The following is a 21138-nucleotide window of genomic DNA, read 5'->3' on the forward strand; positions in this document are numbered from 1 at the left end:
CGTCTAGAAGATTATGGATAAACGCCGAAAGCCCAACCCCGCCGAGCGCCGCCGCGATCTGTGCGACGCCGCCATCCAGTTGTTGGCCGATGACGGGGCCAAGGGGCTGAGCCATCTGAAGGTCGACCGCGCGGCCGCGGTGCCCGACGGCACCACGTCGTTCTATTTCCGCACCCGGTCGGCGCTGTTGCGCGCGGTGGCCGAGCGCTCGGCCGAGCTCGACCTCGCGGAGCTGCAGGCGATCGCGGACAGCTCCGACGGCGACGGTGCGGATCGCGCACCGTCGCGGTTGTCGCAGGTGGTCATCCAGGCCGGCAGCGACCCGCAGCTGTACCGCACCCGGGCCCGCTACGAGCTGACCATGCAGGCCACCCGCGACCCGGCGCTGGCCGCAATTCTGCAGCAGGCCACCGACGAGTTCACCAAGCTGCACCGGGAAATCCTGGTGCAGCTCATGCCGCACGGCGCCGAGCTGGATCCGGCCGTCGTCGAGGATCTGAGCAACGTCACGCTGACGTTCATCAATGGCCTGCTGCAGCGGTTCGCCCACGGCGACCGGATCATCGACAGCGCCGAACAGCTCGACGGCATCCTGTCGGCGATCGCCACCGGCATCTTGAAGAGTTCGGACAAGGGGCGGCTGACCCAGGCCGGCGGCCTGCGGGTGTTGCGCCGCGGGGCGGCCGGGTCGGGGTGAAGACGCCGACGGGACACGGCGCACGGGGCTATGGCTCTTGCCACGGCATCCGCTGTATGGTTCTCTACGAGAATAGAGTAAGCCCACGTTCATGCGCCGTTTTCAGCGGAGCTTGTGCAGAAGTCAGAGCGACGCAATTAAGCGGAGTGTACAAATTGCCCCGGACCGAATCCAGCGCTGCGACGCTGGCAGCGCTAGCCCTGGTGCAGGTCATGCGGGCATCTAAAACTGCAGCGGTAGGAGGGTTTTCGTGACGGCGAGCACCGATAGCGATGTTCGGTTCGATCCATACGATGTCGGGTTGATCGCCGACCCGTATCCCATGTTCGCGCGATTGCGCGAAGAGGCGCCGCTTTATTACAACGCCGAATACGATTTTTACGCGGTGAGCCGTTACGCCGATGTCAGCAAGGCGCTCGTCGACCACGAGACCTACAGCTCCGCGCGCGGCGCGATCCTGGAACTGATCAAGGCAAATCTCGAAATCCCGCCGGGCATGCTGATCTTCGAAGACCCGCCGATTCACGACGTGCATCGCAAACTGCTGTCACGCATGTTCACCCCACGCCGGATCGCCGCGCTGGAACCGATGATTCGCGACTTCTGCGCTCAACTGCTGGATCCGCTGGTGGGCTCGGGGCACTTCGACTTCGTCACCGACCTGGGTGCGCAGATGCCGATGAAGGTCATCAGCATGCTGCTCGGCATCCCCGAGGACGACCAGGAGTACATCCGCGACCGCGGCAACGCCCAGCTGCGCACCGAGGCCGGCAAGCCGATGGACGCCGCCGAGCATGGCCTGTCGGTGGGTGAGCAGTTCGAGGCCTACATCGACTGGCGCGCCGAGCATCCGTCCGACGACATCATGACCGAGCTTCTCAACGTCGAATTCGTCGACGAAACCGGCACCACCCGGCGGCTGTCCCGCGAAGAAATCCTGGTGTACCTCAATGTCGTCGCGGGGGCCGGCAACGAAACGACAACGCGGCTGATCGGTTGGTCCGGAAAGGTTCTCGCCGAACACCCCGATCAGCGCAGGGACCTCGTCGAGAACCCGACGCTCATTCCGCAGGCCATCGAGGAGTTGCTGCGCTACGAACCGCCGGCACCGCACGTGTCGCGCTACGTGACTCGCGATGTCACCGTGCACGACCAGACCGTGCCCGAAGGCAGTGTGATGATGATGCTCATCGGATCGGCGTGCCGCGACGAGGCCCAGTTCGGGCCCGACGCAGGCGATTTCAACATTCATCGCGGCGTCCGCCCACACCTCACCTTCAGCATGGGAACCCACTTCTGTCTGGGATCGGCGCTGGCGCGCCTGGAAGGCCGCGTGGCGCTGGAGGAAATTCTCAAGCGATTCCCCGAGTGGGAAGTCGACCTGACCAACGCAGTCCTCAGCCCGACCTCCACGGTTCGGGGCTGGGAGTGCATGCCGTCCCTGGTGCTGTGATGACCGGCCGGGTCGAGGGCAAGGTCGCTTTCATCAGCGGCGCCGCGCGCGGTCAGGGCCGCAGCCACGCCGTCCGCCTGGCGCAGGAGGGCGCCGACATCATCGCGATCGACGTCTGCGGGCCGATCGACAACCTGGCCTATCCGCACTCGACGCCGGAAGACCTTGCCGAGACGGCGGATCTGGTCAAGGACCTCGACCGGCGCATCGTGACCGCCCAGGTGGACGTCCGCGACTACGACGCGCTGAAGGCCGCGGTGGACAGCGGCGTCGAGCAGCTCGGCCGTCTCGACATCATCGTCGCCAACGCCGGCGTCGGCACCGATGGCAGGAAGCTGCACAAGATCCGCGAGGACGTGTGGCAGGACATGATCGACATCAACCTCAGCGGCGTCTGGCATACCGTCAAAGCGGGCGTGCCGCATGTCCTTTCGGGTGATCGCGGTGGCTCCATCGTGCTCACCAGTTCGGTGGGCGGCCGCAAGGCCTACCCGAACACCGGCCATTACATCGCCGCCAAGCACGGCGTCATCGGCCTGATGCGGGCCTTCGCCGTCGAGTTGGGCCCGCATATGATCAGGGTCAATTCGGTGCTGCCCACCCAGGTCAGCACCACGATGGTGATGAACGACAACACCTATCGGCTGTTTCGCCCGGATCTGGAAAATCCCGGACCGGACGACTTCGCCCCAATCTCGCAAATGATGCACACACTGCCGGTGCCTTGGGTGGAAGCCACCGACATCAGCAATGCTGTCCTGTTCCTCGCCTCTGACGAGTCTCGTTATGTCACCGGCGTTTCGCTTCCCGTCGATGCGGGCAGCTTGCTCAGATAGGCGGTAACCCCAAGTGAAAGAAGAAGCCCATGCCCGAATATGACTACGAAAAGCTGAAGAAAGAAGCCGAGCAGTTCATCAAGTTCGAAAAGGACAAGAAGAACCGGATCGCCTACATCACCTTCGACCGTCCCGACGCGCAGAACGCCACCAGTCTGGGCATGCGGCAGAACTATGCGGACCTGATCCACAAGTGCAATGTGGACGACGACGTCAAGGTGGTCGTGATCCGCGGCGAGGGGCAGGATTTCGGCAGCGGCGGCGACCTGCCCGAGCAGCGCCCCATGCTGGAGAACCCCGGCCTCCCGCTGCATCACGAGCTCGCGATCAACGACGACGACGTCAAGTACCCGCCGGGTGGTTCGTACCGCTACCTGTCCACCGTCACCGACTTCTACGCCAAGGCGCGCGCCGGAAACCGTCCGCTGCAGGAGCTTCGGAAGATCAGCATCATCGAGGCCAAGGGCTACTGCTACGGATGGCACTTCTACCAGGCCGGCGATGCCGACCTGGTGATCTCCTCCGAGGACGCCCTGTTCGGGCACCCCGCCTTCCGGTACGTGGGCTGGGGGCCGCGCCTGTGGTGGTGGGCCGAGACGATGGGCCTGCGCAAGTTCTCCGAGATGCTGTTCACCGGAAGGCCGTTCAGCGCAAAGGAAATGTACGACTGCGGCTTCGTCAACAGCGTGGTGCCTCGTGACCAGCTGGAAGCTGAGACCGAGAAGTACGCCATGGCATGCTCACGGTCCCGCCCGACGGACACGGTCGCGGTGCAGAAGACCTTCCTCGAGTTGTACAAGCAGCACAAGGGCGAGTACTTCGGGAGCCTGCTGACCGGCATGGTCGAGGGCATGCTGCCGATGATTCAGAACGACGCGCAAGAAGTTGACCTCACCGAAGGCACCTTCAACAAGGGCCTCAACAACGTGGTCAAGGACAACGACATGAACTTCCCGCCGGAGTGGCGCCTGAGCCGCTCGGGCCGCGCGAAGCCCTGACCGTTTTGGCGGGGCGTGTATGTCCGCGCTGACGGGTATCAGGGTCATCGAGTTGGCCGAATCCGTCGCGGGGGAGTACTGCGGGAAGCTGCTGGCCGACTTCGGCGCCGAGGTCATCAAGATCGAGGCGCCGAAGCGCGGCAGCGCTACCCGCGCCATGGCGCCCATCCTCGCCGACGGGTGCGATGGCAGCGCGTTGTTCGCCTACCTCAACACCAACAAGCGCTCCGTCGTACTCGATCTCGGGTCGGCGGTAGATGCCGAGCGCCTGCACCGGCTGATCGACACCGCGGACGCGGTCATCGAAGGCCGGCCCACGGACTGGTCCGCGAGCCACCCGTCGGTGGTCTTCTGCTCCATCACTCCGTACGGCCAAGGGGTGGCTGCCGAGTTCGACAATGCCCGGAGCATCAACGTGTTCCACGCCAGCGGGTGGGGGTATCACACCCCGAGCCACCCGGACGTCGGCAAGCCGCCGCTGCAGGGACCGGGCCGCTTCCTGGCCGACTACGAAGCCGGGCTGGAGGCGGCGCTGTGTGTCGCGTCGTCGCTGTGGGGACGGCTGCACACCGGCCGGGGCGAGTGCATCGACATCTCCCAGCAGGCCGTCCTGGTCTCACGCGCCGACTGCATCCTGGGGCGACTCGTGACCGGCGAGGTACCGGCCAACGGTGAGCGGGATGATTTCGATCAGGCCGGGCCGGCCTCGTTCTTCGCCTGTGCCGATGGCTTCGTCTACCTGTACATGACCAGCGGCGCGCACTGGGCCGGGGTGAAAACCTTGATGGGCCATCCGGAATGGCTCGACACATTCGAGGACGACTGGCTGGAGTTCTCCGTAACCGCCGAGAAGGTCGTGTCGTTTCAGCGCGGCTTCGCCGGCTGGGTTGCCGGCCTGCCTAAAGAGGAGGCGTCGGAAAGGGCGCAGCGGCTCGGTGTCCCGCTGGTGCCCGTCAACGGCGCTGCGGACCTGCATCACTCGCCCCAGTACCGGCACCGCGGCTTCTTCCAGCGGGTTCGCCATCCGGTCCTCGGCGAAGCGGCGTATCCGACGGTGCCGTACGCGTTCAGCGCGTCGCCCGCGCGAATCGCCAGTGCCGCACCCGGTCTCGGTGAGCACACCCGGTCGGTGATGGGAAGCGTCGACGCCCCGCGCACCCGGCCGACGGTCAAGTCCGCGCAACTGAAGCCACCCAGGGATGCCCGGGGCGGACCGCTGGAAGGCGTGCGTGTCGTCGAGCTCACCAAGGTGTGGGCCGGTCCGTACGCGGGCAAATTGTTGGCGATGCTGGGCGCCGAAGTGATCAAGATCGAGACGGCCGGCAACCCCGAGGAGATGCGCGCCTACGGCGGCACCGACATCGATCACGCGCCGTATTTCCTGAGCATCAACCCCGAGATCCTCAGCGTGGACGTCGATATCAAGTCGGCCGAAGGGATGGTGCGGCTGCGCGAGCTGATCGCCCGCAGCGACATCGTCATCAACAACCTGCGCCCGGGCGCCATGGAGCGCCAGGGCCTGGGGTACCACCAGCTCACCGAGATCAAGCCCGACATCATCTCGGTGTCGATCAAGATGTGGGGCAACGACGGACCCATGGGTCACCAAACCGGTTATGCCCCATGCTTTGCCGCGCTGGCCGGACCGGCCGCACTGGTCGGCTATCCCGACGGGCCACCGCTCGGTACCAGCATGCGCTACGGCGACTCGACGGTGGGCGCGGCGGCCGCCTATGCCGCCGTGGTGGCGCTGCTGCATCGGGAACTCAGCGGTGCCGGGCAATTCGTCGACGTGTCGGCCGTGGAGACCCTCTCCTCGATGATCGGTGACTGCCTGCTGGAGCAATCGTTGACCGGACGACCACTGGGGCCCAGCGGCAACGCCAACCCGGACATGTGCCCGCACGGTTGCTACCCGTGCGCCGATGGCGCCTGGATCACGGTGGCCGTCGCGAATGACGCCGAATGGCATCGGTTGTGCGAGGCGCTCGGCGCCGCGCCACTGGCCGACGAGCCCCGCTACGCCACGCGCGAGGCGCGACACCGGCACGCCGAAGCGCTCGATGCGGACCTGGCTCTGCTCAGCCGAGGCCAGGACGCGGAGCGTCTCGCCGAGCGCCTGCGGGCGGCCGGGGTGCCGGCCGCCAAGAGCGCCACCGCGCTGGATGTGATTGCCGATCAACGGCTGTGGGACCGCGAGGTGTACCGCTTCGTCACGGATCATCGCGAAGGCCAGCGACCAGTGCTGGGACCGTCCTGGCGAATGGCGCGGCCGGCCCGGATCGTGCGCGGCGCGCCGGACCTGGGCGAGGACACCGACTACGTTCTTCAGCACATACTCGGCAAGCAACCGATGGGCGGAACATGACGACACTGGCGCGGACAGCGGCCCTGGTCACCGGCGCCAGCAGCGGCATCGGCGCGGCGACGGCCCGAGCGCTTGCCGCGCAGGGAGCGGCGGTGGCCCTGCTCGCGCGCCGCGCCGATCGCTTGGCGGAGCTGAAGACCGAGATCGAATCCGCCGGTGGCGCAGCGCTGGTCGTGGCCGCCGACGTCACAGATGCCGAGCAGGTGGCGTCTGCGGTGCGGCGCACCGTCGCGGAGCTGGGACGCCTCGACATCCTGGTGAACAACGCCGGAATGATGCAGTCGGCGCCGGCGACCGAGGCGAAGCTGCAGGATTGGGACCAGATGGTGTCCGTCAACGTGCAGGGTGTCCTCTACGCCACCCGCGCGGCGCTTCCCCACCTGATCGACGCGGCCACCGACTCGCCGCGCGGCGTGGCGGACCTGGTCACCATCAGTTCCACCGCGGGCTGGGTGGCCCGGCCGAACACGGCGGTGTATTCGCTGACCAAGTTCGGCGTGAACGCCTTCAGCGAGGGCCTCCGCCAGGAGGTGCTCGGCAAGCGGGTCCGGGTGGGAGTGGTGGGCCCCGGAACGGTCGACACCGAAATCTTCAGCCACCTGGCCGAAACGTCGCGCGAGGCGTTCGAGCGGCAGACCGCCGGCATGGTCATGCTGCGGTCCGAGGACATCGCGGATGCGGTGCTGTTCATGGTGACGCGCGACCGGCGGGTCGCGGTCAATCACATGTTGGTGCGCTCGGCCGAGCAGACCTGGTAGCGGCGTGGATTCGGATTGGGTGATCGGCGATCATTACGGATTGCCGCTCCCGGCCGACCCCGCGGCGTTGCTGGGTGGGGGAGTGTCGTTCCTGACCAACGCGTTTCGGGCCTCTGGCGTGCTGCGGGAGAACAACGTCGCCCGGATCGGCGAATTCCGGGAGATCGGCGGCGGCAGCACGGGACGCAAGGTGATACTGTCGGTCGAATACGACAGGCCGGCATCAAATCTGCACACCGAGCTGTTCGTTAAGTTCTCCCGCGACCTCGACAATCCGCTGCGCGACCGCGGGAAGACCCAGATGGAGTCCGAGGTCCGGTTCGCCTCGTTGTCGCGGACCGCCGAATTCCCCATCGCGGTCCCCAGCCCGCAGTTCGCCGACTACCACGCGCGGAGCGGTACCGGGATCTTGATCACCGAACGAATCGGTTTCGGCGCCAACGGGATCGAACCCCAATATCACAAGTGCCTCGACTACGAGATGCCCGAGCCGTTGGAGCATTACCGCGCGCTGCTGACCGCCTTGGCGCGGCTTGCCGGCACGCACCGTTCCGGTCGGCTGCCCGCAGAACAGGCCGAGCACTTTCCGCTCGACGTGCGGTCCGCAACGGTGGGAGAGCGGACACCGCTGTCGATGGACAAATTGCAGCGACGGATTCATCAGCTGGGTGAATTCATCGGCACCCACCGCGGCCTGGTGCCGGCTGGCGCGGGCTCCCCGGAATTCCTGGTGCGCTTGGCAGATGAGGCGCCGCGATTGGCCCGGTTTGAGGACGCGGTCGCCGATCACCTGGCCGCTGACGGCGATTACGTCGCGCTGTGCCACTGGAACGCAAATATCGACAACGCCTGGTTCTGGCGGGACGGCGACGGCACTCTGCGCTGCGGCCTGATGGACTGGGGATGCGTCAGCCAGATGAATCTGGGCATGGCCCTGTGGGGGGCTATGTCCGGTGCCGAGAGCAAGATATGGCATACCCATCTCGACGGCCTACTGGACCTGTTCGTCGCGGAATACGAGCGTTGTGGCGGTCCGCATTTGGAGCCCGACAGGTTGCGGCGGCACACGCTGCTGTATGCGGCGGTGATAGGCGTGGCATGGCTGCTGGACGTACCGGCATTGATTCGTAAGCGATTCGACGTCGCGCCGAGCAGCCGGAAGGACCCGCGGATCAGGGACGACGAGGGCGTGCGCGCGCCCCTGCAGATGTTGTCGAACCTGCTGTTGCTGTGGCAGCTGCACCCGCTGGGCGACCTGCTTGACGAGGCCTTGGCCGAGGAAGGACGTGTCGCCTAGGGTGCGTCGTCGTCCCGGTCCTGGAGCAGCTTTTCGGGATGGTGAAACGTGTTGACGCGCGGCCTTCCCCGGTCCAGATGCGGGGGCGGAAGCCATTCGGTGTCACCCTTGGCGTTTTTGCGGGTGGTCCAGCCGCCCGGTTTCAGGAGGCGGTGTTGGGGTCCGCAGGCGAAGGTCAGGTCGTTGACGTCGGTGGTGTGGCAGGTGGCGTAGTCGGTGACGTGGTGGACCTCGCAGTAGTAGCCGGGCACGGTGCAGCCCGGGGCCGAACAGCCGCGATCCTTGGCGTACAACACGATTCGTTGGCCCGGGGAGGCCAGGCGCTTGGTGTGATAGAGCGCCAGGGCCTTGCCGTGGTCGAAGATCGCCAAGTAGTGATGCGCGTGGCGCGCCAGGCGGATCACGTCGGTCATCGGCAAGATGGTGCCGCCCCCGGTCAGCCCACGTCCGGCGGCGGACTCCAGCTCTTGGAGCGTTGTTGCGACGATGATCGAAGCCGGTAAGCCGTTGTGCTGACCCAGGTCTCCGGAGGCCAACATGGCGCGCAGGGCGGCCAGCAGTCCATCGTGGTTGCGCTGGGTCGCCGATCGCGGATCGTGCTCGATGGCGTCCTGACTGGGCGCGCCGTCCACGCATGGTGTGTCGTCCAAGGGATTGCACATGCCCGGTGCGGCGAGTTTCGCCAGGACGGCTTCGAACGTGGCGCGTGCCTCGGGGGTGAGCCAGCCACGCAGCGGCGACATCCCGTCGGCCTGCTGGTTGCCCAGCGTCAGCCCGCGCTGACGCGCCCGGTCCTCGTCGGTGAAGGAGCCGTCGGGGTTCAGGCAATCGGCCAGAACGTCGGCCAGCTTGCCGAGTTGCTCGGGCCGATACCGGGTTCCCTCGATGGCCAGTTTGGCCTCGGCCTGCTCGCGGGTGGGCGCGTCGATCCAGCCGGGCAACTGGTGGCAGAACTTGCGGATCACCGACACCTGACCGGATCCCAGCGTGCCGTCGCGTTGGGCAGCCGCGGTGGCGGCCATGGCCGGCGCGACGGGTTCGCCGGTCAGGCCGTGCCGCGCGCCGAGGTCCCGCGCCTCCTTGATGCGCCGGGACGCTTCCGAGCGGCTAATCAGCGTCGTCTCCGCGATCGCATGCGACAGTGTGCCGCCGAGCTCCTCGGACGGGGCCTGGCGGGCAAGGGAATTGATCAGCGGGTGCTCGATGGCCGGCAACCGGCGACGCACCTTCTCGCAGCGCTCCAGCACCGCCAATTGCTCGCGGGTGGCCAACGCCTCGCAGTCATACCCGATTAGGTCGTCGAGGGCAGTGTCGATGGCATCGAACGCCGCCGACAGGGCCTCCCGATCCACACTCACACCCCGAAGCTATCGGAGCCCACCGACAAGAAAGGCCACCTTGTGACCACTGAAACCACAGTGGCACAAGTTATTTCAGTGTCCCCATGTCGGGCTTGTGGTCAGCACCTCGACGCCACTCTCGGTGATGTGCACGGTGTCTCGTCGGAACACCGCGCCGACGCCCCGCTGCCAGACATACCCGGTGATGGCCAGCACCATCCCGGCCTCGAGCACGTCGTGTTCGCCTGCGGCCACGAGCGTTTCGGACACCACGGGCGGGTCGAAGCCCAGCCCCAGCCCGTGTGCGACCGGCATCGGCGGCACCGGCTCACCGGCCGCCTCGTAGGCGGCCAGCAGACCGCGGGTGGAAACGCCCGGACGACACGCGTCAAGCATCCTGTCGTACAACCCATTCGAGCGCTCGAAGAGCGTGCGTGCCTCGCCGGTGACGCTATCGCCGGCCGGCCAGGTTCGGCCGACCTCGGCGACATAGCCATTCGCCAGCGCGCCGGCGGCGAACGCGACGAGATCACCCGCACGCACGTCGTGAGTGGCCGCGCGACGCCACGGCTGGTCCCGCGAGGTGACCCATGCGGCGTCCTGGGTCGCCGGCGTGCTCACCCCGCCCGCGGCCATCGCCTCCATCATCACCCCGGCCAGCGTCCGCTCGGAAACGCCTGGCGCCAATTCGCCCAGGGCGGTGGATAATCCGTGTTCGGCGACGCGCAAGGCCTGATCCATCGCAGCGATTTCGCCGGGCGTCTTGATGCGTCGCGCCGCACGCATGGCCGGTTCGGCATCGACGAGCTCGGCATTGGGAAACGCCTCGGGCAGCAGCGCCGCGAAAGTGGGTGTGATCGCGTCGGTTCCGACCCGCCGCGCCGTCTCGGCGCCGTCGACCTTCTTCAGGACATCGATGAGCGTCATCGGGTTCCAGGCCAGCCCGTACAGGTGGTCGTGGCCGATTTCCTCCGGAACGCCCTCGTCGTCGGTGCTGTTGAGGTAGATGTCCCCGGAAGCACGCACCAGCACACACATCGGACCGAACGGCCGCGTACCGGCTATCCACAGCTGTGGAGCGCCGGTGACGTAACGGATGTTGGCCTGCCGGCCGAGCACCAGGATGTCGAGGCCGTGCTCCTCCATTTGGGCCAGCGCCCGATCCCTGCGGCCCGACCGCAACGCGCGTGTGTCGGGCAAAATTTCAGTCGCCATAGGGGGTGTACGGGTAGTCGGTGATCGGCGCGTAGCCGTCTTCGGTGATCACCACGATCTCCTCACTGCGGTAGCCTCCGGTTCCGTCCTCCCACACCACGGGTTCCAGCACCAGAACCATGCCGGGCGGGAAGACGAAGTTGTCGTCGAACTCCTCGCCGAGATCCGTCCCTATCATCGGCGCCTCGGCGGGGTAAGTGCCGATACCGTGGCCCAGGTAGAAATGCGGCAACCACGGTTTGCGGCCGCCGTTGGCCGCGATCGCCGTGCGCGCCAAGTCGCCGGACGTGACGCCGGCTTTGGTGACCGCGAGTACGGCGTCCAAAATCGCGCGCCACTGCCGGAATTGGTCCTGCTGTCGTGGCGTGGGCGCCTCGCCGACCACCCAGGTGCGGCCGAAGTCAGAGCAGTATCCGTGGTAGGTGATGCTGATATCGGTCCACAGCACGTCGCCCGCGGCCAGTTCCCGATCGGTGGGCAACAGCGGCAGCGCGAGATCGCCGTGCGTCGTCCACACTCCGGCTTCCCGCGAGCTCGGCATCACCTGCCAGATGGCCTCCAGCATGTTGGTGGTGGCGCCCAGTTCGAACGCTCGACGCACGAACGTGGCAGACAGATCGATCTGGCGTACACCGGGTTTCAACGCCTGCTGCACGTCGACGATCGCCCGTTCGGTGATGCGGGCCGCCCGACGCAGGCAGGACAACTCGTCGCGGGTCTTCACCAGTTGCGCGGCGCCGAGCACGATCGCCGCGTCGGTCGGCGCGCCCGCGGGGAACAGCTTTGCCGCCGCCCGTCGCATGGCACCGGTGAGTTCGTCGACGGCCACCTTGGCCCCCGGCGGGACGAGCCCGGCCAGCTGTCGCGCGAAATCCTCGACACCATGGTCGAATTCGAGGTAGGCGGGGCCGTGCAGGTGGTCATCGGGCACGGGATACTCCGCGGACGCCCCGCTGCGAAACGGCATGAACAGGTGCGGATGCACGTCCTCGGCGAGCACCACGGCGACCGGGCGCTCCACGTGTGACAGACCGGCGTCCAGGAGCGGCCAGCTGGCGCCGGTGGCGTAGCCGACGTAGCCGTTCATCAGCAGGATCAGCGCGTCGACACCGTGTTCGGCCATGGCGGATCGCAGCCGCGCGCCGATCTCGGTGCGCATGCGCGCCCAATCCGGCTCTTCGGGGATGTCGAGCACCGATGCGCGGGCAGTAATCGAATTCGTCATGCGGGGATTCCCAGGAATTTCCTGATGTTGCCGCCGACAATCCGAACGGCGTCCTCGGGACCGACCGCGTCGACCACCGCGGCCAGCGACCGCTCCGAGTAGCCGAAAGTGCTTTCGTTGTGCGGATAATCGGACGACCACATCACCTTGTCGATGCCGATCTCGTCGATCTGCCGCAGCCCCAGCGGATCGACCATGAACGAGGCGCACATGTGCGCGTCCCAGTAATGCCGGACGTCACGTGCCGGCTGGTGGGCCAGCATGTGCCGATAGGATGCCAGGACGTGCTCGGCGTCCTGCAGGGCCGCCGGCACCCAGGCGATTCCGCCTTCGAACCAGCCGATCCGCAGCCGCGGATGCCGATCCAGGATGCCGCCGAAGATGTACTTGGAGAACATCTCCCGGAATGAGTCGATGTTGACCATCATCGCCACCGCGACGCTGTTGACCTCGCTGGGGAACTTGGGCTGACTCTCGCCGATGTGGTGGGTGACGGGCAGCCCGGCCTCCTCGATCTCGTCCCACACCGCGCCCATCGCCGTGCTCGAATAATCGATGGGCTGCCCCTCGCGATCGTTGCCGGGGCTGATCGGCATCAGAAATGTCGTAAGCCCCAACGACTTCAGCTCGGCGAGCGTGCGTCGCGCCCCCGCCGGATCCCACCAGTTGATCAGCCCGACGCCGTAGCAATGGCCGTCGGAGCGCTCCTGAACGCCGGCGATGTGCTCGTTGTAGACGCGAAAGATGCGCTCGCGAATCTCGTGGTCGGGGTGGTGGAACAGCGCGAGCACCGCGTTGGGGAACGCCAGTTCCTTGTCGACACCGTCCTCGGCGAGTTCGCGCACCCGGGCGTCGACGTTGTTGGTGGCCGCGCCGGCCAGATCGTCGTATTGCATGAGCACCGCACTGAAATCGCCGACCACCATCGATTGTCCGGGCGGGCCGAGCAGATATGCGCCGTCCTCGTACCAGATCCGTGGCGCCTGATCCTTCAGCTCGGCGGGAAAGCCCTCGTAGAAGATGTCGTCGGCCACCGAGATGTGGTTGTCGGCGGAGAACACCTCGGTACCCGCAGGCAGGCCGGTGCTGAACTCCGCCGCGTGACCGCGCCGGTCCTTGGGCGCACCGATCACGCCTTCGGGGTACAGCGTTTGGGCCGGGCTGGGCATCATCGTCCCTTCGTTCTTCAGATCAGTTCGCGTTCAGCGGGTCAGCACACCGATCCGCTGCAAGTCGGTGAGGTATTTGTCGATCAGCTCCCGCGACAGGTGGGGAATCGCGCGCCCGGCGGCGGCGCGGACGGCCCCCCGGAATCGCTCTCCGGGCACCGGCGATCCCGCCACCGCGGCCATAGGTTCACGGTAGACGTCGAGTACGGCCAGCACCGAGTGGCCACGCTGATTCTCCGGGAGCGCACGCATCGCCGTCTCGAACCGAGCGAGCCAGGTTGAATAATCGTCGATCCTTTCGACCGGGAATCCCGCCGCGATGATCCAGTCGACGAACGTGTCCAGCGAGATTCCATCGTCGTGCGGATTGGTCGTGTTGTAGGTGTCGAAGCTGCTGCCATGCTGTGGCCCGATCGCGGCGATCGCATCGGCCAGGAAGTCGACCGGCAGACCCTCGTAATGCGGGCGCCCGCCCTCCTGATCGGCCGAGTCCCGATAGAACGAGCGCGGAGCGACTCCGGTGGTGACCAGGCTGAACAGCAACCGGGTGAAGATGTCGGGCACGTTGAGCTGTCCCGCGTAGCGGCTGTCGGCCAGGATCATGCCGACGTCACTGCGACCGACGAACGCCATCTATCACCACTTTCTGCTGTCAACCCGGATAGCTGACACCGGTGAGCTGTTCGGAGAGCTGCCACAGCTGTTGGATATCGTGCTCGCTGCGCGCCGGCCGGGGGACACCCGCGAACGTGACGCCGCCCCCGACCGTTTCGTAGAAGCCCCGCGGTCCGTAATACTTGGCGCCCTGTGCATCCGGCGACACCGCGGCGTAGAGGGTCGGCTTGATACCTTCATCGATGTCGAGCCACATGAACGGCAGCAGCCGCCACGTCAGCCGTGTCAGCCGGGCCTGTAACGTCGGCGCGGCGCGGCCGTAGGAGGCGCCGCTGAGCAGGTTGGTCTTGGTCAGGCCGGGATGGGCGGCGTTGGACATCAACCCCCAACCGCCCGCGCGGCTGCGCCGATCCAATTCGACGGCGAACATCAGCTGCGCCAATTTGGCAACCCCATAGGACTGCATGGGTTTGTAGCCGCGTTCCGCGTTCACGTCGCCGAAGTCGAGACCGCCCTGGGTCGCGGCGATGCTGCTGACGGTGACGACTCGTGCGGATTCCGCCGCTCGCAGCAGGCCCAGCAGCCGCCCGGTCAGGGCGAAATGCCCCAAATGGTTTGTCCCGAACTGCAATTCGAATCCATCGCTGGTCTGCTGCCGTTGCGGGGGCGTCATGACGCCCGCGTTGTTGATCAGGATGTCGATCGGGCGACCTTCTGCGGTCAGTTCCTCGCCTAGCGCGGCCACGCTCGGCAGCGACGACAGGTCGAGTTGCCGGATGCTGAGCTTGGCCTCCGGCACCTCCCGGCGGATCTCGGCGATCGCCTGTTCGCCTTTGACCCTGTCGCGAATCGCCATCACGACGTCGGCACCGGCGGCCGACAGCCGCTTCGCCAACCCGAACCCCAAACCGCTGTTGGCCCCGGTCACTACGGTGAATCTGCCACGCAGATCTGGAATGTCGAGCGACAGATCGGGCTTCACCATGTCACGGGTAACTCGTAGAGGCCGTAGGCCAGTGCGTCATGTTTGAACGGCAGATCATTGCACGGCACGGCAAGCCGCAGGGTCGGAATGCGGCGCAGCAGAGTGGGCAAGACGATCTGCAGTTCCATGCGGGCCAGCTGCTGACCCACACACTGATGGCGGCCGTAGCCGAAGCCGACGTGCGGCCCGTCCTCGCGGAGCAGGTCCAGCCGGTCCGGGCTGGGGAATTGGCGGTCGTCCCAGTTGGCCGGGGCGACGTCCAGGATGATGCCGTCGCCGGCGCGGATCGTCTCGCCGCCAATCTCGATGTCCTCGACGGCGATTCGCCGCTGACCGGTTTGGATGATGCTCAGGTAGCGCATCAGCTCTTCGACCGCGGTGGCGACGACCTTCGGGTCGTCGGTGTCGCGCAGCAGCGCGCGTTGATCCGGGTGTTCGAGCAACGCCGCGACGCTCAGGCTGATCATGTTCGCGGTGGTTTCATGGCCGGCGATCAGCACGCCGGTGGCCAATTGTGCGGCCTCGCGCACACTGATCTCTTCGGTGTTCACCCGCTCGGCCAGATCCGATACCAAATCCTCTGAGGGGCTTTGCATCTTGGTCCGAACCAGGTTGGCCAGATACTTCGCCAACGAGGCGGCGCCCTGGGCGGTGTCCTCCTCGGTGGCGTAGCGGCCCATGCCCCGCTGGGCTTGGGTCTGAAAGAATTCCGCATCCTCGTAAGGCACGCCCAGCAGTTCGCTGATGACCAGGGAGGGGACCGGCAGCGAGAGGGTGCTGACGATGTCGCCCGGCTTCGGGCCCGCCAGCATAGCGTCGATGTGGTCGTCGGTGATCTTCTGCACCGCCGGCCGCAGCGCTTCAACTCGCTTGAACGTGAACGGTTTAGACAGCATCCGGCGGAACCGGGTGTGTTCTTCGGCGTCGGAGGTGAACACAGAGCGTGGGCGCTTGTGCACCGTGGCCAGCATGCCCGCGTTCCAGTGCGGATAGCCCGGCAGCCGGTCGTCGACGCTGGCGCGGGAATCGGTGAACAGCGCGCGTATCGCGTCGTAGCCGTGGATGAGCCACGGGGTACTGTCGTCCCAGATCCTGACCCTGCTCAGCTGCTTGTCGGCGTTGAGCTCCAATACCTTCGGAGGCGGCGCGAACGGGCAGCCTGGCGCCCGTGTCATCGGAAACTCCGGGATATCGGTGGCGGTGGATCCTTCGGTCATCGTGCTCCTCGGTTGTCGGGCTGCGCGGTCGTCTGTGTCGGCTGGCCGTGTGCCGCGCCCACGTGGACCGGCGCGCGCCACAGGCCGACGATCGCGTCGATCAACCCTTCGCCGGCCACCGGCCAGGGCGAACGCGACCGGGGTCCGTGTTCGGCCAGCGCGCCTTCGTGTTCCGCGCAGGTGTGCATGAGCAGGTTGCGCACCATCACCATCCGTTCGGCACGCACCCGCTTGGGCAGCTCCGGCAGGCAGCGGTTGATGCCGTCGAGCGTCTGCACCAGTAACGGCGATGCCAGTGCGTCTTTGGTGACCACGTGGCGGTAGGTCGGATCGGCCATGGCCTGCGCGGCGAACCGGGCGTACCAGGTCGGGGTGCCCAGTGCGGACAGGTGATCGGTCAGCGGGCGCACCAGGGCGCCGACCCAGTCGCGTAGTTCGGTCGAATCGCCGATGGCGGCCAGCATCTGGGCGCGGAGCTCCTCGATCGGCCCGCGATGCTTGCTTTCGATCGCGCGGAGCAGGTCGACCCTGGTGCCGAAGTGGTAGCAGGCGGCGGCGTTGTTGCCCTGGCCGGCCGCTTCGCTGATCTGCCGGTTCGAAACGGCGTACATGCCGCGTTCGGCGAAAAGCACTTCGGCGGCCGACAGGATCGCCTCTCGGGTGCCTGTCGACCTGTCGGAGCGAGCGGCCCGCTCGGCAGTCATCGCCTCAGTGAACACCTCGCGACGGGTTAAATCAAGCAATTTATTTATCTCCGGCGGGTCGCACCCGGGCGCTCGCCGAAACCTTGGTTCGTCAGCGGCATTTCATCGCCGTGACGCCCTGATCCGGCGCCCACCGAATACAGTCATGCCCATGAATCCGCTGCAGCGGCTGGCCCGCAACCCGACGGCCTACCGCTTGCTGGTGCTGAACGGTCACCGGTTCGTCGAGGGGCTCGAAGCCGTGCTTCGGTTCCTGACCAGTGGACGGCTCGGCGCGTTGGATCTGGCCGGCCTGCCCAACGTGCGGATCACCGTCTCGGGCCGCAAGACCGGTCTCGCCCGCACCACCACCGTGCAGTACGTACCCTTTCGCGAAGGCCTGCTGTTGGTCGGATCGAACTGGGGGCGGGGGCGACACCCGTCCTGGTCGGCGAATCTCAAAGCGGTGCAACGGGTCACGGTGCGCCGTCGTGGCCACCGGTTCGTGGCGGCGGTGCGGCTGCTCGGGGGCGCCGAGCGCGACGAAGCGTGGGCCAAGGCGCTGGGGTACTGGCCGAATTACCGCTTCGCCCAGGAACGCGCCGGCGGGCGCCGGTTTCGGCTGTTTCTGCTCACGCCGGCCCGGTGAGCTCCTCGTCGGCCGGCGCTCCTGTTGCTAGCCGCCGAGTCCGTTCTTGACTGCGGCGTCTTGTTTCTGACCGACGTCGGTCACGAAGTCCGGCGGCACGAGCGCGCTGGGCGGGCCGTCGAATTCCAACTCGACGAAGGCCTTGCCCTGGCTGAACATCAGCATTGTCACGCCCTTCGCGCCGTCGGGCGAGGGGCCCGAGATGGTGGTGCCCCCGGTGCCGATGGCGATCGGCTCGGGCGCACCGTGGACGTAACCGTCATGCGTCGACTTTGCCGATTCGAGCGCGCGCTGCGCGGCGGCGGGATCGGACAGGACCTGGATGCTGTCGGTGATCACGTGCGTGCGGTCGTTGTTGCTGAAAGTGGTGCTGGCGCCCGGTTGGCCGTTCGGGTTGTTGACCGGCGGGCTGGCCGTGAAGACCTCGGGCGCGTTGATATCGCCGGCCGCGATGAGTAGCTGCGTGTAGTCGGACGGCTGGGCGGACGCGGACGTCGACGTCGCGGTGTGGCCGGCCGGACTCGAGGCGGTCGGCGACGTGGTCGATGACGGCGTGGCCGGCGATGACTTCGATCCGTTACTGCAGCCGACCACCGCCGCGCCCGCCAGGGCGAGCGCCAGCGGTACTCCAGCGGCAAGCCTGGAGAATTTGCTCATGGACGTTTCCTTCCGCCCCCGGCTTGGACACCGCAAACGGTAATGCAACGCAAGCACGCATGTCGCGGAATGTGCAGCGCACAGCAGTTAGCCCCAAACACCCGGCTGGCCCGGGGCCAAGGGTTTTGCCACCAGCGACGTCGTCAGCCCGGGTGGTTCTTCGTCAGGTGCGCGATCTCGGTGCCCCAGACCGACTGTGCACCGGCGTCGCCCACGCGGTAGATCTGGACCATCGACGCTATCCCCACCGCCAGCACCAGAATCGCGACGAGTGTCCGGGTGGCGACGCGGCCCTTGTCCGATCGGCCTTCGGTCATGCGCACGACGACCAGCACGACCGCGGCGACCAGCAGAGCGGCGGCGAAGTAGGCCATCAGGCTGCCGCGCTCGGCGTGTTCGCGCAGGATCGGGCTCGGATTGGTTCTCAGGTCGTAGAGCCATCCGCCGGCGTTGATGGTGATGGGCGTCAACACCATGGTGATCACGGCCAGCGCCAGCGTGAGCCACATCAGCTGGCCGCGCCGGGCCGCAGGCCATAAGCCGCAGACGATTTCGAGCAGGGCGGTCAGCGGCACCAGCACCAACACGAAATGCAGCAGCAGGGCGTGGGCCGGCATGCCGTTGATGACGTTCATCGCGTCCCCCGATGGTGATGGCGCAGCGGCTAGCTGCCGAGCCCCTTCTTGATGGCCGCATCCTGCTTCTGGCCGACGTCGTTGACGAACTCCGGCGGGGCCAGCGTGTCGGTCGGGCCGTCGAATTCCAGCGTGGCAAACGCCTTGCCCTCGGTGAAGAGCAGGATGACCACACCCTTGCTGCGGTCCGGGGTGTTGCCCATCAACATCGTTCCACCGCTGCCGATGTTCGACGGTTGCGTGGACGGATCCTTGATCACGCCGCCCTGTTGCCCCTTCGCGTCGTTCAACGCGTTCGTGGCGGAGTCGGGGTCGTCAAAGACAGCGATGGTCACCTTGATCGCGTGGCTGCCGTCGTCGTCCTTGAACGTGGTCGTCACGCCCGGCTGGCCGTTGGGGTTGCCGGTCGGGGGCGCGGCGGTGAAGGGGACCGGGGCGTTGATGTCACTGGGCGCGATGAGGAGCTTGGCGTACTCGTTGGGCTGGGCCTGCGCCGATGACGCCGGTGCCGAGCTGGGGCTGCTCGGGGCCGAGGTAGCCGAGGTGGCCGATCCGGACTTCGACGGCGACGGCTGTGGCTTGTTGCCGCCACAGCCGGCCACCGACACCGCCAGTGCCGTCATCGCCGCGACACCCGCGAGCACCGTTCGTGACGTCCGCATTCGCTTTCCAGCTCCCTTCCAGGTTCCTGGCGACAAAGTCGGGTTGTCCTTCGATCGCACAGTACAGGGCTGCGCGGCAGGGTATGCCGCGCAGCGTCCTGGGGGAGTTAGCGCCTACTCGAGTTGATCGCGCAGGCTGCTCAGCGTGCTTGCCAGGATGCGGGAGACCTGCATCTGCGACACGCCGATCCGCTCCGCGATCTGGCTTTGCGTCATGGATTCGAAGAACCGCATGCGCAGCACCTCGCGTTCACGCTGCGGGAGGGTGGCAACCAGCACCCGCAGCGCTTCCCGGTTGGTGATGTGCTCGATCTGCGGGTCGATGTCGCCGACCGAGTCGGCCACCGAGCGAGGCGTTCCCGAACCGTCGGCGCCGAGCGGCGCATCCAGGGAGTCGAGCCGATAGGCGTCGCCCGCGACGAGGCATTCGACGATCTCCTCGTGCGGCACCTCGAGTACCCGAGAGAGCTCGCCCGCGGTGGGCGCGCGCCCGAGCTGCTGCGACAGGTCGGCGGTGGTCCTGCTGATCTGCACGTGCAGCTCGCGCAACCGCCGCGGGACGCGCATTCCCCAGCTGTAGTCGCGGAAATAACGCCGGACCTCGCCCATCATGGTGGGCACCGCGAACCCGATGAAGCTGGGCCCCTTCGCGGGGTCGAATCGGTTGACCGCGTTCATCAGCCCCAGCCGGGCGACCTGAATCAGATCTTCGAGACCTTCTCCCCGGCGGGCGAAGTGGCTGGCCACGTGGTCCGCCAGCGGCAGGCATCGAGAAACGATGCGTTCGCGCTGGTGGGCGTACTCGTGTGATTCGGCGGGCAACTGCTGCAGCACCAAGAACATTTCGACGACATCGTCGTATGAATCGTCGGTCCTGGTGGTGGGTGATGGTGCGGGACGGGTAGCGGAAATTACAGTGGTCATCGGCTGGCGCACCCCATGTTCACTCGACGAATCGGGTAAACGGTTGCGCGAGAACAAGTTTGCATGCTGACTCTCTCCTAGAGCCGTGTGCAGTGAGAGGTTGCAGCTATGCGCGCTTCTCGCCCCACCGCATCTCGATCCGCCGGACGGTCGTAACCCAACGCACGAAGGAGCGGGGAGAGGTTGACTGGGGCCGTTCGCCGGAGCCATACCAAACTCAGTAGCCGTGCGGCTTACTGGACCGCTTTTAGCTAAACGGCGACGCGTCCATAACGGACTTCATTGGAGACTATACCCCCCTTCGCCTCACCCGGCGATCGATTGGCGTAGCGGGTTCAGACACATTCTGAACTGTTTCCACGGTGTACCACTGGGGCGCCCGCAAGCCGCTGGCCCGGAGCTGATGGCACCCCGAAGTCGGCCGCACCCTCGGCGAGCTGCGGCGTTGTGGGCCTTGGCCATTCCGCCGACGAGGAGCCCGGCGCTACCGGCAAACAAATCGCCCCGAGTCGGTGTACTTCTTGACCGTGTGATTTGTACACCGTTGCCAAACCAGGGGAGACCGCTGAGGCGGTTGCCGCCGGGCAGACCGACGTCGGCGTCGAAGTCGGCCGCAGGGTGATTACGCAGCAGGGAGCGGGCGCCGACTCCTTTGAACGTCGAGCCGGCAGGGGTTGCTGGCCGCGTCCAGCGCGGCATTAGCCGGGAAATGTCGGCTTGCGTTCTCATTTCTGTTTCGGCTCGGTACTGTTCGG

20 protein-coding genes are annotated in these 21138 nt (G+C 66.6%); 8 read left to right on the forward strand and 12 right to left on the reverse strand.

Annotated elements, in window-relative coordinates; genetic code table 11:
* Positions 1 to 13 precede the first annotated feature (13 nt).
* The 7 genes from ACZYVJ_RS01520 (at position 14) to ACZYVJ_RS01550 (ending at position 8407) form a co-directional block, all read left to right on the forward strand.
* Entirely contained in the window at positions 14 to 697 is a 684-nt protein-coding gene (locus ACZYVJ_RS01520) for a TetR/AcrR family transcriptional regulator (RefSeq protein ID WP_463829381.1), read from the forward strand.
* Between the two features lie 250 nt (positions 698 to 947).
* A complete protein-coding gene (locus ACZYVJ_RS01525) occupies positions 948 to 2150 on the forward strand; it encodes a cytochrome P450 (protein ID WP_463829382.1) in 1203 nt (400 codons plus the stop codon).
* Positions 2150 to 2986 (forward strand): mycofactocin-coupled SDR family oxidoreductase, encoded by an 837-nt coding sequence (locus ACZYVJ_RS01530; RefSeq protein WP_463829383.1) that lies wholly within the window; start codon positions 2150 to 2152, stop codon positions 2984 to 2986. The genes ACZYVJ_RS01525 and ACZYVJ_RS01530 overlap by 1 nt, the downstream gene beginning before the upstream one ends.
* Positions 2987 to 3015: 29 nt before the next feature.
* On the forward strand, positions 3016 to 3984 hold the full coding sequence (locus tag ACZYVJ_RS01535) for an enoyl-CoA hydratase/isomerase family protein (RefSeq protein ID WP_463829384.1): 969 nt from the start codon (positions 3016 to 3018) through the stop codon (positions 3982 to 3984).
* A gap of 19 nt (positions 3985 to 4003) precedes the next feature.
* Complete coding sequence (locus ACZYVJ_RS01540; protein WP_463829385.1) at positions 4004 to 6352, forward strand: CaiB/BaiF CoA transferase family protein; 2349 nt, start codon at positions 4004 to 4006, stop codon at positions 6350 to 6352.
* Positions 6349 to 7110: an SDR family NAD(P)-dependent oxidoreductase gene (locus ACZYVJ_RS01545; protein ID WP_463829386.1), complete on the forward strand. Its 762-nt coding sequence runs from the start codon at positions 6349 to 6351 to the stop codon at positions 7108 to 7110. The genes ACZYVJ_RS01540 and ACZYVJ_RS01545 overlap by 4 nt, the downstream gene beginning before the upstream one ends.
* A 19-nt stretch (positions 7111 to 7129) precedes the next feature.
* Entirely contained in the window at positions 7130 to 8407 is a 1278-nt protein-coding gene (locus ACZYVJ_RS01550; protein WP_463832790.1) for a hypothetical protein, read from the forward strand.
* On the opposite strand, the gene ACZYVJ_RS01555 is transcribed toward ACZYVJ_RS01550, so the two are convergent.
* The 8 genes from ACZYVJ_RS01555 to ACZYVJ_RS01590 form a co-directional block, all read right to left on the reverse strand.
* Positions 8404 to 9765 carry an HNH endonuclease signature motif containing protein gene (locus ACZYVJ_RS01555; protein WP_463829387.1) on the reverse strand — a complete coding sequence of 454 codons (1362 nt, stop codon included), beginning with the start codon at positions 9763 to 9765 and terminating at the stop codon, positions 8404 to 8406. The two genes, ACZYVJ_RS01550 and ACZYVJ_RS01555, sit on opposite strands and share 4 nt — an antisense overlap.
* 75 nt (positions 9766 to 9840) lie before the next feature.
* Positions 9841 to 10962: a M24 family metallopeptidase gene (locus ACZYVJ_RS01560; protein ID WP_463829388.1), complete on the reverse strand. Its 1122-nt coding sequence runs from the start codon at positions 10960 to 10962 to the stop codon at positions 9841 to 9843.
* On the reverse strand, positions 10952 to 12187 hold the full coding sequence (locus tag ACZYVJ_RS01565; protein WP_463829389.1) for a M24 family metallopeptidase: 1236 nt from the start codon (positions 12185 to 12187) through the stop codon (positions 10952 to 10954). The genes ACZYVJ_RS01560 and ACZYVJ_RS01565 overlap by 11 nt, the downstream gene beginning before the upstream one ends.
* Positions 12184 to 13356, reverse strand: coding sequence for an amidohydrolase family protein (locus tag ACZYVJ_RS01570; RefSeq protein ID WP_463832791.1), 1173 nt, complete (start codon positions 13354 to 13356; stop codon positions 12184 to 12186). Before ACZYVJ_RS01570 ends, ACZYVJ_RS01565 begins: the two co-directional genes overlap by 4 nt.
* Positions 13357 to 13389: 33 nt before the next feature.
* The gene (locus tag ACZYVJ_RS01575; RefSeq protein ID WP_463829390.1) at positions 13390 to 13989 is read right to left on the reverse strand and encodes a hypothetical protein; all 600 of its coding nucleotides are present in this window, start codon (positions 13987 to 13989) and stop codon (positions 13390 to 13392) included.
* Between the two features lie 19 nt (positions 13990 to 14008).
* A complete protein-coding gene (locus ACZYVJ_RS01580; protein WP_463829391.1) occupies positions 14009 to 14956 on the reverse strand; it encodes an SDR family oxidoreductase in 948 nt (315 codons plus the stop codon).
* Positions 14950 to 16173: a cytochrome P450 gene (locus tag ACZYVJ_RS01585; RefSeq protein ID WP_463829392.1), complete on the reverse strand. Its 1224-nt coding sequence runs from the start codon at positions 16171 to 16173 to the stop codon at positions 14950 to 14952. The genes ACZYVJ_RS01580 and ACZYVJ_RS01585 overlap by 7 nt, the downstream gene beginning before the upstream one ends.
* A complete protein-coding gene (locus tag ACZYVJ_RS01590; RefSeq protein ID WP_463829393.1) occupies positions 16170 to 16892 on the reverse strand; it encodes a TetR/AcrR family transcriptional regulator in 723 nt (240 codons plus the stop codon). Before ACZYVJ_RS01590 ends, ACZYVJ_RS01585 begins: the two co-directional genes overlap by 4 nt.
* A 136-nt stretch (positions 16893 to 17028) precedes the next feature.
* Between ACZYVJ_RS01590 and ACZYVJ_RS01595 the strand changes: the two genes are divergently transcribed.
* Entirely contained in the window at positions 17029 to 17505 is a 477-nt protein-coding gene (locus tag ACZYVJ_RS01595) for a nitroreductase family deazaflavin-dependent oxidoreductase (RefSeq protein WP_463829394.1), read from the forward strand.
* Between the two features lie 27 nt (positions 17506 to 17532).
* Here the strand turns inward: ACZYVJ_RS01595 and ACZYVJ_RS01600 are convergent, their stop codons facing one another.
* The 4 genes from ACZYVJ_RS01600 to ACZYVJ_RS01615 form a co-directional block, all read right to left on the reverse strand.
* Positions 17533 to 18162, reverse strand: coding sequence for a hypothetical protein (locus tag ACZYVJ_RS01600; RefSeq protein WP_463829395.1), 630 nt, complete (start codon positions 18160 to 18162; stop codon positions 17533 to 17535).
* 143 nt (positions 18163 to 18305) lie between these two features.
* Positions 18306 to 18797: a DUF2231 domain-containing protein gene (locus tag ACZYVJ_RS01605; RefSeq protein ID WP_463829396.1), complete on the reverse strand. Its 492-nt coding sequence runs from the start codon at positions 18795 to 18797 to the stop codon at positions 18306 to 18308.
* Positions 18798 to 18826: 29 nt separating this feature from the next.
* Positions 18827 to 19459 (reverse strand): hypothetical protein, encoded by a 633-nt coding sequence (locus ACZYVJ_RS01610; RefSeq protein ID WP_463829397.1) that lies wholly within the window; start codon positions 19457 to 19459, stop codon positions 18827 to 18829.
* A 114-nt stretch (positions 19460 to 19573) separates the two neighbouring features.
* Positions 19574 to 20383 carry a SigB/SigF/SigG family RNA polymerase sigma factor gene (locus ACZYVJ_RS01615; RefSeq protein WP_463829398.1) on the reverse strand — a complete coding sequence of 270 codons (810 nt, stop codon included), beginning with the start codon at positions 20381 to 20383 and terminating at the stop codon, positions 19574 to 19576.
* Positions 20384 to 21138 lie beyond the last annotated feature (755 nt).

The sequence above is a fragment of the Mycobacterium sp. IDUB_3 genome, assembly GCF_055419585.1.